The 12,944-nt window shown below is 70.0% G+C and carries 10 protein-coding genes; 5 read left to right on the forward strand and 5 right to left on the reverse strand.

What is annotated here, in order from left to right; all coding sequences use genetic code 11:
• Positions 1 to 188: 188 nt before the first annotated feature.
• Positions 189 to 1,055 carry an RNA polymerase sigma factor SigF gene (locus ABTZ59_RS08290; protein ID WP_030349953.1) on the forward strand — a complete coding sequence of 289 codons (867 nt, stop codon included), beginning with the start codon at positions 189 to 191 and terminating at the stop codon, positions 1,053 to 1,055.
• A gap of 110 nt (positions 1,056 to 1,165) precedes the next feature.
• Here the strand turns inward: ABTZ59_RS08290 and ABTZ59_RS08295 are convergent, their stop codons facing one another.
• Positions 1,166 to 1,375, reverse strand: coding sequence for a hypothetical protein (locus tag ABTZ59_RS08295; protein WP_351392606.1), 210 nt, complete (start codon positions 1,373 to 1,375; stop codon positions 1,166 to 1,168).
• 359 nt (positions 1,376 to 1,734) lie between these two features.
• Here ABTZ59_RS08295 and ABTZ59_RS08300 point away from each other — a divergent pair, with 359 nt between their 5' ends.
• From ABTZ59_RS08300 to ABTZ59_RS08315, 4 genes are all read left to right on the forward strand, one after another.
• On the forward strand, positions 1,735 to 2,220 hold the full coding sequence (locus ABTZ59_RS08300; RefSeq protein WP_351392610.1) for a MarR family winged helix-turn-helix transcriptional regulator: 486 nt from the start codon (positions 1,735 to 1,737) through the stop codon (positions 2,218 to 2,220).
• Between the two features lie 94 nt (positions 2,221 to 2,314).
• On the forward strand, positions 2,315 to 4,795 hold the full coding sequence (locus ABTZ59_RS08305; RefSeq protein ID WP_503002421.1) for an MFS transporter: 2,481 nt from the start codon (positions 2,315 to 2,317) through the stop codon (positions 4,793 to 4,795).
• Between the two features lie 154 nt (positions 4,796 to 4,949).
• A complete protein-coding gene (locus tag ABTZ59_RS08310) occupies positions 4,950 to 5,804 on the forward strand; it encodes a YceI family protein (RefSeq protein WP_351392615.1) in 855 nt (284 codons plus the stop codon).
• A 205-nt stretch (positions 5,805 to 6,009) separates the two neighbouring features.
• The gene (locus ABTZ59_RS08315) at positions 6,010 to 6,474 is read left to right on the forward strand and encodes a PPOX class F420-dependent oxidoreductase (protein ID WP_249951578.1); all 465 of its coding nucleotides are present in this window, start codon (positions 6,010 to 6,012) and stop codon (positions 6,472 to 6,474) included.
• 108 nt (positions 6,475 to 6,582) lie between these two features.
• Here the strand turns inward: ABTZ59_RS08315 and ABTZ59_RS08320 are convergent, their stop codons facing one another.
• The 4 genes from ABTZ59_RS08320 to ABTZ59_RS08335 form a co-directional block, all read right to left on the reverse strand.
• Positions 6,583 to 7,434, reverse strand: a complete 852-nt coding sequence (locus tag ABTZ59_RS08320; RefSeq protein ID WP_351392618.1) for a TetR/AcrR family transcriptional regulator — start codon at positions 7,432 to 7,434, stop codon at positions 6,583 to 6,585.
• 276 nt (positions 7,435 to 7,710) lie between these two features.
• Positions 7,711 to 9,285, reverse strand: a complete 1,575-nt coding sequence (locus ABTZ59_RS08325) for an MFS transporter (RefSeq protein WP_351392621.1) — start codon at positions 9,283 to 9,285, stop codon at positions 7,711 to 7,713.
• A gap of 125 nt (positions 9,286 to 9,410) precedes the next feature.
• Positions 9,411 to 11,558 (reverse strand): ArnT family glycosyltransferase, encoded by a 2,148-nt coding sequence (locus tag ABTZ59_RS08330; RefSeq protein ID WP_503002362.1) that lies wholly within the window; start codon positions 11,556 to 11,558, stop codon positions 9,411 to 9,413.
• A complete protein-coding gene (locus tag ABTZ59_RS08335) occupies positions 11,555 to 12,928 on the reverse strand; it encodes a bifunctional glycosyltransferase family 2/GtrA family protein (RefSeq protein ID WP_351392624.1) in 1,374 nt (457 codons plus the stop codon). The genes ABTZ59_RS08330 and ABTZ59_RS08335 overlap by 4 nt, the downstream gene beginning before the upstream one ends.
• Positions 12,929 to 12,944 lie beyond the last annotated feature (16 nt).

Consider the following 12,944-nt stretch of genomic DNA (forward strand, 5'->3'; position numbering starts at 1 on the left):
CCCCACACCCCCTCTTTCCAGGGCGGATCCAGCGCTCACTTGTCGACAAGTCACTACAGCGTGTTGCCGACATGTGACATTCTGCTGGAACCGCGTTTGCCGCACTCCCGGCTCCGGTATTCAGGTGGAGGCTGCGTTCCACCGACGGGAGCGGCCGACGCGACCGTCCGCGACCTCAAGGGGGTGGCATGTCCGTAGAACAGGGCAGCTCGAAGGTGCTCACGCTCACAAAGAGCGCTCCCGCGCCCGATGCTCTCGACCACGTGGTCCAGCCGCGTGTGTCCCAGCCGGAAGCCATCGACACCCGCACTCTGTCCCGCTCCCTGTTCCTGCGGCTCGCCGTGCTGGATCAGGACAGCCCGGAGCGCACCTACGTACGTGACACCCTCATCGAGCTGAATCTGCCGCTGGTGCGTTACGCGGCGGCCCGGTTCCGCAGCCGCAATGAGCCGATGGAGGACATCGTCCAGGTCGGCACGATCGGCCTGATCAAGGCGATCGACCGGTTCGACTGCGAACGTGGCGTGGAATTCCCGACGTTCGCGATGCCGACCGTCGTCGGCGAGATCAAACGGTTCTTCCGGGACACCTCGTGGTCGGTGCGGGTGCCGCGCCGGCTCCAGGAGCTGCGTCTCGCGCTGACGAAGGCCAGCGACGAGCTGGCACAGAAGCTGGACCGCTCGCCGACCGTCCCCGAACTCGCCGCCGTACTGGGCGTGTCGGAGGAGGACGTGGTCGATGGTCTCGCGGTCGGGAACGCGTACACCGCTTCCTCGCTGGACTCGCCCTCGCCGGAGGACGACGGCGGGGAGGGCTCGCTCGCGGACCGGCTCGGCTACGAGGACATGGCGCTTGAGGGCGTCGAGTACCGCGAGTCGCTCAAGCCGCTTCTGGCCAAACTGCCGCCCCGCGAGCGCCAGATCATCATGCTCCGGTTCTTCGCGAACATGACCCAGTCGCAGATCGGCGAAGAGGTGGGCATCTCCCAGATGCATGTCTCGCGGCTGCTGACCCGTACGCTCGCGCAGCTGCGGGAAGGGCTGATCTCGGACTGAGGCCCGCGGACCCCGCCCCTCGCCCGTTCTCGGGCGATGTCGCGGGCGGGGTTCGGAACGACCGGACCGGGTTACGGGACGGGGTTACGAGACCGGGTTATGGGACCGGGTCAGGCGAAGGCCAGCCAGGCCACCACGGCCAGGACCACGACGGCCGCGACAACGCCGACGATCACTCCGACCTTCGGCCCGCTTTCCTGGGGCGGCGCCTGTCGGCGCTGCGGCTCGCCGTCGTCGACGAACGCACGGAACATCTGGGTGCTGCCCGCGGGGTCGGGATTGCCCTCGGGGCCCTGCGGGGCATGGGGGTTGTGTGCCATACGCCAGGACCCTAGCGAACGCGCGGATCGCGTCCAACGCCGGGCCCACCACCGACTGATACGCCCCAACTGACGCACCCCAACTGACCCGCCCTCACGGACAGGGCTCGTGACAGCACGGACACCGCTCGTGACAGCCCCGCGACGGCCCCAGTGACAGCTCCGCGACAGATCCGGTGACAGCCCCGCGACAGATCCGGTGACGGCTCCGCGACAGTTCCCGCGCCGGGCATTGACCTCGGGCATGCGAAGCCTTTTGGGTTCCTTTACTCCACTCGGCCCGTTTTCGTTTGCCTGTAGCAACCAACAGCTTCTATGGTTCTATGGTTGCCCCAAGCAACAAGATGTCGGGAGGGCCCATGGCCGCAGCACAGAGTCAGTACGCGGAACTGGCCCGACAGCTCAGTGCCGTCGGCGCCGTCAAACGGGGGCTGGCGCGCATCCTGCCCGCCGAGTGCCCGGCCGGCACCGCCGCCGTACTGACCCTTCTCGACCGGCACGGCGAGATGCGGATGAGCCGCCTCGCCGAGCTGCTCGCCGTCGACATGTCGGTGAGCAGCAGGCATGTCGCACACGCCGCCGAGCGTGGCTGGATCGAGCGGTCCCCGGACCCGGCGGACAAGCGCTCACGCATCCTGCGGCTCACCCCGGCGGGCCTGGAGCTGATCAGCGAGCTCGCCCGGCGGACGACCGAGATGTTCGCACGGACGCTCGACGACTGGACCGACGACGAGGTCGGGCAGCTGGCCGCGATGTTGGAGCGGCTGCGCAACAGCTTCGGCGACTGCCGGGACTGGCGCTACCAAGACTCGTACACCCGTACACCCATGCGGCAAGAGACGTAAGACAAGGAATTCAATGGCTACGACCACACCAACGGGTGTGCGGGGCGTCCACGCCAAGCACGGGGGCGGCGCCGCCCCCGCGACCGGCGCGCCGATGTCACACCGTCAGATCATGGAGGCGCTCTCCGGGCTGCTTCTGGGCATGTTCGTCGCGATCCTCTCGTCGACGATCGTCTCCAACGCGCTGCCGGAGATCATCTCCGACCTGGGCGGCGGACAGAGCGCCTACACCTGGGTGGTGACCGCGTCGCTGCTGGCGATGACGGCGACCACGCCGCTGTGGGGCAAGCTCTCCGACCTCTTCAGCAAGAAGCTGCTGGTTCAGATAGCCCTGGTCATCTACGTCTCGGGCTCGATCGTGGCCGGCCTCTCGCAGAGCGCCGGGATGCTGATCGCCTGCCGGGTGGTCCAGGGCATCGGCGTCGGCGGTCTCTCCGCCCTCGCCCAGATAGTCATGGCCGCGATGATCGCGCCGCGCGAGCGCGGCCGGTACAGCGGCTACCTCGGCGCGACCTTCGCCGTCGCCACCGTCGGCGGCCCGCTGCTCGGCGGTGTCATCACCGACACCGCGTGGCTGGGCTGGCGCTGGTGCTTCTACGTCGGCGTCCCGTTCGCCGTCATCGCGCTGATCGTGCTCCAGAAGACCCTGAAGCTCCCGGTCATCAAGCGCGAAGGGGTCAAGGTCGACTGGTTCGGCGCCTTCTTCATCAGTGCGGCCGTCTCGCTGCTGCTGGTCTGGGTCACCTTCGCGGGTAATAAGTACGACTGGATCTCCTGGCAGACATACGCCATGGTCGGCGGGTCGGTGGTGCTCGGCGCCGCGTTCATCCTCGTCGAGTCCAAGGCACGCGAGCCGATCATCCCGCTCCGGCTCTTCCGTAACCGCACGATCACGCTGGCCTCACTGGCCTCGCTCTTCGTCGGTATCGCGATGTTCGCCGGCACGGTCTTCTTCAGCCAGTACTTCCAGCTGGCGCGCGACAAGTCGCCGACGATGTCCGGGGTCATGACCATCCCGATGATCGGTGGTCTGTTCATCTCCTCCACCGTCTCCGGCATGATCATCACCAAGACGGGGCGCTGGAAGATCTGGCTGGTCAGCGGTGGTGTGCTGGTGACGGCCGGGCTCGGGCTGCTGGGCACCCTGCGGTACGACACCCCGTACTGGCACATGGCGATCTACATGGGCCTGATGGGTCTCGGCGTCGGCATGATGATGCAGAACCTGGTCCTGTGCACACAGAACCAGGTCTCCCCGGAGGACCTCGGCGCCGCCAGCTCCACCGTCACCTTCTTCCGCTCGCTCGGCGGTGCGGTCGGTGTCTCGGCGCTGGGCGCGGTGCTCGGAAACCGGGTCACGCACTACGTCAAGGAGGGGCTGGCCGACCTCGGTCCGCAGGGTGCGGCCCTGGGCCACGGCGGCACCGGTGGCGGCGCCATCCCGAACCTGGACACGCTGCCCGCGCCGCTGCGGACGGTCATGGAGGTGGCGTACGGCCATGGCGTCGGCGATGTCTTCCTCTACTCGGCACCGGCCGCGCTGGTCGCGCTGCTGCTGACGCTTTTCATCAAGGAGGTCGCGCTGAAGTCGCGGACCGGCGGTGAGACGGCGGAGGTCGCGGCTCCCGCCGTGACGAGCACGCCGACCGCGCCGACCGCGCCCACCGAGACGAGCGGCGCGATACCGGCGCTGTCCGGAACGACGCCGTCCCTGGCGGCGACACCCGCGGCGGCAGCGGCTTCTGGAGGGACCATGACAGCCGGATCAGCCGGATCGCCCGAATTCTCGTACGCGGCGGCACCCGTGCCGGGCACCGGCGTAAGGGGTGTGGTGCTCGGTTCCGAGGGCACGCCGGTGCCCCGCGCCGCCGTCACCCTGATCTCCCTGGGCGGCCGACAGCTGGCCCGCTCGGTCGCCCAGTCCGACGGCGGCTATGTCCTGGACGCGCCGGGCGCCGGCTCGTACGTACTGATCGCCTCCGCCGACGGCTTCCAGCCGCAGGCGTCCACGGTGGTCGTCGGCGACGGACCGGTCTCGTACGACATCCTGCTCTCCGGTACGAGCGGTCTCACCGGGGCCGTGCGCGCCGCGGACGGCGGGTACCCGATCGAGGGCGCGATGGTGATCGTCACCGATGTGCGCGGCGATGTGCTGGCCACCGGAAAGTCGTCCGAGCAGGGCGAGTTCGGCTTCAGTGAGCTGGTCCCCGGATATGTGACCGTCGCGGTGAACGCGGCGGGCTTCCGTCCGCTGGCCCTGCCGGTGGAGATAGCCGGCCAGGGCGTCACGCGTGTCGAGGCCGTCCTCCTCTCCGGCGCCCTGGTCCAGGGCACGGTCAGGGCGGGCGCTGCCCGCCGCCCGGCGCATGACGCCCGGGTGACGCTGGTCGACGCGGCCGGAAACGTGGTCGCGACGGCGACGACAGGGGAGGACGGGGCGTACGCCTTCGCCGATCTGGACTCGGGCGAGTACACCGTCATCGCGACCGGCTACCCGCCGGTGGCGGGGTCCCTGACGGTCACCGGCCGCGGGGTCGACGGGCACGACATCGAACTCGCTCACCCCGGCGAGTAAGGGAAACCCCCCGAGTCGCGCGGCGCTTGTAGCGGGCGGCGCGTCGGTCGGGTGCGGAAACGGGCTCCGGTGGCGGGGGCGGCGGGCAGGGGACGGCCTGACCGCCCCCGGCCGGGGCCCGGCTCGTGATGAAACCGAGGGAGAGAGAAACGGGATGGGACTTCGCGGACAGGTACGGACGCGGGACGGCTGGGCGGTGCGACACGCGGTCGTGACCATGACCAATATGAGCGGTACGCAGGTGCTGCGGGAGAGCGTCGACGAGAACGGCGCCGTACGGACCGACGCGGAGCTGGCACCGGGTCCGTACACCGTGGTCGTGACGGCCGTCGGCTACGCGCCCGTCGCCGCCACGGCGCTGGTCACGGCGAGCGGGCGGGCCGAGGTCGGCACGGTGGTGCTGGCCAGGCAGGGCGGGGCAGAACTGCCGTCACCTGGCACCTGGAGCCTGGATCCGGCGCACTCGGCGGTGAGCGCGGTGGCGCAGCATCTGGGGATCTCCAGCGTGCGCGGGAGGTTCACGGAGTTCGGGGGACGAATCGAGATCTCGCAGGGCGCGGCAGGCGGGTATGAGGCGGCAGGCGGGTATGAGGCCGAGGCGTCGCGCGTCGACGCGGTCATCAGCGCGGCGAGCATCGACACCGGCAACGCGCTGCGGGACAAGCACCTCAAGTCGCCCGACTTCCTCGACGTGGAGCGCTTCCCGGAGATCACGTACAGCAGTACGGAGCTGACCCCGGCGGGCCCCGACCGCTGGACGGTGCACGGACTGCTGTCGCTGCACGGCGTCGTACGCGAGGTGGACCTGGACCTGAGCTACCTGGGCACCGGGCCCGACCCGTGGGGCGGGGTACGGGCCGCCTTCCGCGCGACCACGGAGCTGCACCGGGAGGACTTCGCCATGAACTACAACCAGGTGGTGCGGGCGGGGATCTCGATGATCGGGACGACGCTGCGGGTGGAGCTGGACATCCAGGCGGTACAGGGCGAGAGCGTGCCGGGCGCGTGATACCCGTGCGGCTCCCGCGACACCTGTGCGGCTGCCATGCGGCTTCTGTGCGGCTTCCCTGCGGCTGCCATGCGGCTCCCCTGCGGCTCCCCTGCGGCTCCTCTGCGACGTTCAGATGATGTCCAGGTGACTCCTGGGGACGGTGGTGCTCCGGCGAGGAGTGTGGTTCGCGGCGGGCGGGCTCCAAGGTCGTAGGCTGCGCGGCATGGCACCGAATATCGCAACGAACAAGGCCGTTGACCTCGCCGGGCTGCTGGAGTTCGTACGCCCCAGGCACCGCGCGATCCTGCTGACCACCCGTTCCGACGGCCGGCCGCAGGGCTCCCCGCTCGCCTGCGGGGTCGACGACTCGGGCCGGATCGTCGTCTCCACGTACCCCGAGCGCGCCAAGACGCGGAACGCCAAGCGGGACGAGCGGGTGAGCGTGATCGTCCTGTCGGACGACTGGAACGGTCCCTGGGTCCAGGTCGACGGTACGGCCGAGGTGATCGACTCCCCGGAGTCGGTCGAGCCGCTGGTCGAGTACTACCGGAACATCGCGGGGGAGCACCCCGACTGGGACGAGTACCGGGAGGCGATGGTGAAGCAGGGGAAGTCCATCATCCGGATCACCCCGGAACGCTGGAGTCCCCTTGCCACCGGCGGCTTCCCGGCCCGTCTCGTCTCGTAGCCGCTAGGTCCTGTCCGGTCGGACAGGACCTAGGGGCGGGTCGGCTGGGACGGCCCGGGGCGGCTTGTCCCGGCCGTCCGGTCGGGTCGGCTTGTCCCGTCCACCGGTTCAGTCGCGGGGCCCGTCCCCGCTCCGCTCGTGGGGCCCGTCCCCCGTCCCGACGCGGTGTCCCGCGGAGGACCAGTCGCGCTCCCGCATCGTCTCGATGCCGGCGATGAGGAGTTCGATCGCGAACGTGAAGTCGCGTTGGCGCATCTCCGCCACCGTATCGCCGCCGCGCGCCTCCATCAGTTCGTCCGCGCTCTCGAACGACTCCTGGTACCGCGGCTGTTCGTTGATGGCGCCCATCGCCTGATGGAAGTACTCGTCCTGGGTCAGCCCGGCGTCGGCGCAGCGCTGTACGAAGTGGCCCTCGATCGTGCCGAATCCGTACACGAACTGGAAGACCGCCGACAGCCCTCCCATCCGGCCGTGGGGCGCCAGGCCCGTCCGGTCCATGACGGTCTGGACGGCCGCCGAGAAGGCCATCGAGTGCGGACCGATGTTCAGATATCGGCCGATGAGCGGCGAGACCCAGTGGTGCCTGACCAGCACCGCACGGTAGCTGGTGGCCAGTTCGCGCAGTTGGTCGCGCCAGTCGGCGTCCTCGTCCGTCATGTCGGGGACCTTGACCTCGCCGAAGACGGAGTCCAGGGCGAGTTCGAGGAGGTCGTCCTTGGTGTCGACGTACCAGTAGAGGGACATGGCGGTCACCCCCAGCTCGGCGGCCAGCCGTCGCATGGAGAACTTCGCAGGGCCCTCCGCGTCGAGCAGCCGTACCGAGACCGCCGTGATGCGGTCGCGGTCCAGGCCGGCGGGGTGGTCCGAGCTCTCGCTTCTGCGGCCGCGGCCCGCGGGCTTGCCCTCCAGCCAAACGCTGGTACGGGTTGGCCGCTTGGCGCGATCGGCTTCCGGCACCATGGGTGAGCCTCCTCGGTTCCCGCCGGCCGGGCTTCGGCCGGACTCCACTTCTCTGCCCGGCTCAGGCCCCGGCCGGCGCAGGCCCCTGCCGTCCGCCTCCGGGGACCGGGACGACGACCGGGGCGACGACCGAGATGACGATCGGGTGTTCCGACGAGCCGGAGCCCGGACGCCTGCCGCTCTTCCGATGCTATGCCGCCCCTGACACGGAGTCCGACGGGGAGCCGGACGGCGTTTCCGACGACGCGGCGACGACGGGGGCGAATACAGGGGCGACTACAGGGGCGACGAGGCGGCTGATGGGGAGCCGCCCTGAGTTCCGGCGGAGCCCGGAGATCCCGGAGATCCCGGAGATCCCGGCGAAGGGTTCGCGCGTTCGGCCCTGCGCAGCAGCAGCGCCGCCAGCAGACCGCCCGCCAGTACGGCCACGGCCCCGACCAGCTGGCTGGTCTCCAGGCTCGACGCGAACGCGTCGGAGATGCTCAGCCGCTCCGCGTCCCCGTCCGCGGCCGCGAGCGCGGCGGGCAGCGAGGCGGCCCCCACCGCCGCCGGGACCAGCGCGGCGAAGCGGGAGTTGAGCACGGCGCCCAGGACCGCGACGCCGAGACCGTTGCCGAACTCGGCGAGCGTGCCGTTGATACCCGCGCCGACCCCCGCCTTCTCCGGCGGAATCGCGCTCATAATGGCGTTCGCCATGGCCGGCATCGAGAGGGCGACACCCGCGCCCATCACGACCAGGCCGAGCAGCATCCCGCCGTAACCATGGGCGCCGAGCACGGCGATCGCGGCGAGTCCGGCGGACACCAGGACCATGCCGAGCGCGATGGTGCCCGGCGTACCGAGCTTCCGTACGGCCAGCGCGCCGACGCCCGCGAGGTTCAGGACGATGACGCTGACCGCGAGCGGAGCCGTACGCAGACCGGCGTCCAACGGCCCGTAGCCCAGGACGAACTGGAGATGCTGGGTCAGCAGGAAGAGCGAACCGGTCATCCCGAAGGCGACCAGGACGGCTCCCGCCACCGCCCCGATGAAGCGCTGGTCGCGGAAGAAGTGCATGTCGAGCATCGGATACGGGACGCGCAGCTCCCAGAGGACGAACAGACCGAGGACGACCAGGCCGACGCAGGCCGAGAGCAGCACCTGTCCGGAGAGCCAGCCGTGGTCGGGCCCGGAGATGATCGCGTACACGACGGCCGTCATACCGATGGTGGAGAGCAGCGCGCCGAGCAGATCGGGGCGGTCGCCCTCCTTGCTCTTCGACTCCGGTACGAGCGAGGCGACGGCGATCACTCCGAGCACCGCGACCGGGATGTTGATCAGGAAGATCGCGCCCCACCAGAAGTGGTCGAGCATGGCGCCGCCGATCAGCGGACCGGCGGCGAAGCCGAGGGAGTTGACGGTCGACCAGATACCGATCGCCTTGACGCGCTCGGTGTCGTCGAACAGCTGGACCACGACAGCGAGGGTCGTGGTGATCAGCAGCGCGCCCCCGACGCCCATTCCGGCGCGGGCCGCGATCAACTGACCGCTGGTCTGGGCGAGTCCGGCGGCCAGCGAGCCGATCCCGAACAGCACGAGACCCACGATCAGCAGCTTCTTGCGGCCGTAGCGGTCGGCGGCGTTGCCCGCGGTGAGCAGCAGGCCCGACTGGACCAGGGAGTACGCGTTGATCATCCACTGGATGTCGGCGGTGGAGGCGTGCAGTTCGCGGGTGAGGGACGGGATCGCGACGCTGAGGACGGTGTTGTCGAGCAGCACGGTGAGTTGGGCGAGACAGATGACACCGAGGATCAGCCAGCGCTGCGGATGACGTGCGGGGGCGGTGTGGTGCTCGGCGGCTGTCGCCGTCATGAAGAACTCCTTGTACGGTGTACGGGAACCGTCGCCGTACACCGTACAAGAGTCCCCCTTACGCTGTATAGCGCCTTTTTCTCGCCAGGCGGGCGCCGCTGTGGGTCAGGCCTCCTGGGGTCGAGTCAGGCCTCCTGTGTGAGGTCGTAAAGGGTGGTGCCATCCACCACGACCTTCTTGAAGGTGGCCTCAACCCAGGCGGAGATCCCGGATTCGGAGCCACGTCCGCCGCCGGTCGAGACGAAGTAGTGGATCTTTCCGTCGGCGACGTACTGCCTGAACGTGGCGAGGTCCGGCGACGGGTCGGTGCCGTTGAAGCCGCCGATCGCCATGACCGGCTCCTCGGTGGCGAGTTGGTAACTGCCGGCGCTGTCGGAGCCGATGGCCGCGGCGGCCCACGTGTAGTCGGAGGCGTCCTTCTTGATCGTGGCCGCGACCTTGGAGGTGACGTCCTCGCCGTCGAAGAGACCGCCCCCGCCTCCGCCGGGCCCGCCGCCACCCTCGGGCATGCCGCCGCTCAGTCGCGGTGCCCCGGCCGGCTGACCGCCGCCGGCCGGGGACTGCCCCTGCGCCTGGCCTGCTCCCTGAGCCTGGCCCTGTGCCTGGCCCTGTGCCTGGCCCTGTGCCTGGCCCTGCCCCTGGCCCGCTGCCCGCTGGCCGGGAGGCACCATCCCTGCCTCGGCGGCGCGACCGGCGGCCCGGGGTCCACCGCCGCCGAATCCGCCGGGACCGCCCCGCGCCGAGGCCGGTCCCGCCGTGATGATCGAGCCCCGGTACGCGGTGTTGACCGTGGTCAGCGTGTACGCGAGCGGCCCGGCCAGCGAGGCCGCGACGGCGAGACCCGCCACGCCGAGCGCGAGTTTCCGTCCGAGCGCCCGTCCGAGCCTGCCCACGACGAGCAGCCCCACCGCGGCCACCAGACCGCCGATCAGGACCGCCCAGCGCAGCCACGGCACATAGTCCGGGGTCCGGCCGAGCAGTACGTACGCCCAAACCGCCGTCCCCGCCGCCGCGATCCCCAGCGTCGCCGACGCCAGGATCCCGGCGCGCTCCTCCCACAGGACGGTGACGCCCATGCCGATGACGGCCGCGATGTACGGCGCCAGTGCCACCGTGTAGTACTCGTGGAAGATTCCGGCCATGAAGCTGAAGACCGCGAGGGTCACCAGCAGCGAGCCGCCCCACACCAGGAACGCGGCGCGGGCCGTGTCCGTACGCGCGCTCCGCCGGGTCACCACGAGTCCGACGGCGAACAGCAGCAGAGCGGCGGGAAGCAGCCAGGAGATCTGGCCGCCGACGGTCTCGTTGAACATCCGGCCGATTCCGGTCTCGCCCCAGCCGCGGCCACCGCCGCCGGCCTCGCCGCCGCCTCCTCCTCCGACGCTTCCGGTCTCCTCGCCGTTGAGCCGGCCGAGACCGTTGTAGCCGAAGGTCAGCTCAAGGAAGGAGTTCGTCTGGGAGCCGCCGATGTAAGGGCGGGAGGACGCGGGCCACAGCTCCACGATCGCGACCCACCAGCCACCGGAGACCACGATCGCGAGTCCCGCCAGCGCGAGTTGACCGAGCCTGCGTCGTACGGACGTGGGCGCGCACACCGCGTACACCAGCGCCAGCGGCGGCAGGATCAGGAACGCCTGGAGCGTCTTGGTCAGGAACGCGAAGCCGATCGCGATCCCCGCCCACACCAGCCACTTTGTCCGTCCGGCCTCCAGCGCGCGGAGCACGCAGTAGACGGCGGTGGTCATCAGCAGGGCGAGCAGCGCGTCCGGGTTGTTGAAGCGGAACATCATGACGGCGACGGGCGTCAGCGCCAGCACCACGGCCGCGGTCAGTCCGGCGACGGCGCTGAAGCGGCGGCGTACGGCGGCGTACAGCACCGCTACCGTGCCGAGCCCCATCAGCACCTCGGGCACCAGGATCTGCCAGGATCCGAGCCCGAAGAGCCTCACGGACAGGGCCATCGGCCAGAGTGCGGCCGGGGGCTTGTCGACGGTGATGGAGTTCGCCGCGTCGGAGGAGCCGAAGAAGAAGGCCTTCCAGTTCTCGCTGCCCGCCTGCACGGCGGCGGAGTAGAAGGAGTTGGCGTAACCGGAATCGCTCAGATGCCACAGCTGGAGCACCCCTGCGACCAGCAGGATGGCGAGCAGGGCCGGGCGTACCCAGGCGGCGTCTTCGGCCCTGCCCCGCCAGAAGCGGAGGGCGCGGCCGGAGGCGCGACGGCTTTGCTGGGCAGCCATCGCCGGAGGGCCGTCGGGCTGAAGGATCGTGGTCATCGTGCGGTCCTTGGGTCGAGGTCGGCGGAGTCGGAAGCGGAAGCGGAAGCAGGAGCGGGAACGGTGGGGGAGGCTGTGGCTGTGGCTGTGGCGGAGGACGTGGCGGTGTCGCGGGCGGGGAAGTCGTCCGTGCGGCGCTCGGGGAAGACCCAGGCGCGCAGGAGCAGGAAGCGCAGCACCGTCGCGGCGAGGTTGGCGGCTATCAGCACGGCCAGCTCCGTGGAGTGGGAGGGGGTGCCCGTGGCCGCGTCCAGGGCCGCCAGTGAACCGCTGGTCAGGGCGAGTCCGATGGCGAAGACGACCAGGCCCTGGGCCTGGTGACGTACGGCGCGCTCGCGGCCCCTCACCCCGAAGGTGAGCCTCCGGTTGGCGGCGGTGTTGGCGATCGCGGAGACCAGCAGAGCGGCCGCGTTGGCGAGTTGTGGACTCGCCATTGATCGGAAGCCGGAGTACAGCAGAAGATAGAAGAGCGTGGACAGGGCGCCCACGAAGCAGAAGCCGACCAGTTGCCTGGCGAGTCCGCCGGGCACCCCACCGATCCGGCGGTCTCTCGGGTCATCCCCGAATGGCCTGGCCAGCCGGTCCAGAGGCAGCGCGCCCACCGCCAGTGCCCGCCCCACCCGCCAGACGCCCTTCAGATCCTCGGCCGCGGTCTTGACGATATGCACCGTGCTGTCGGGGTCGTCGATCCAGTCCACCGGGACTTCGTGGATCCGCAGTCCGGCGCGTTCGGCGAGCACGAGCATCTCTGTGTCGAAGAACCACCCGGCGTCCTCGACCATCGGCAGCAGCCGCTGGGCGACGTCACCCCGTATGGCCTTGAACCCACACTGCGCGTCGCTGAAGCGCGCGGAAAGAGAGGACTTGAGAATGAGGTTGTAGGCCCGCGAGATGAACTCGCGCTTGGGTCCGCGTACGACCCGTGACGAACGGGACAGCCGCGACCCGATCGCCAGATCCGAGTGGCCCGAGATCAGCGGCGCCACCAAGGGGAGGAGTGCGTTGAGATCCGTGGACAGATCCACGTCCATATAGGCGAGGACGGGCGCGTCGGAGTGCGACCACACGGTACGGAGCGCCCTGCCGCGGCCCTTCTGCTCCAGGCGGCAGGCGCGCACCTCCGGAATCTCCGTGTCGAGCCGGGCCGCGACCTGCGGGGTCCGGTCGGTGCTGGCGTTGTCGGCGATCGTGATGCGAAAGCTGTACGGGAAGGTGCGGGCGAGGTGTTCGTGCAGGCGCCGCACACATGGTTCGAGGTCCTGCTCCTCGTTGTAGACGGGGATCGTCACGTCAAGTACGGGGGCATCGGTCACCTCGACCGGGAGATGCTCCCGGGCCGGGAGTGTGCCCCATGAAGTGTCGGTTCGCATGGCTCGACATTCGCGA

The organism is Streptomyces sp. NPDC094034 (assembly GCF_040303865.1).
Lineage (GTDB): Bacteria > Actinomycetota > Actinomycetes > Streptomycetales > Streptomycetaceae > Streptomyces.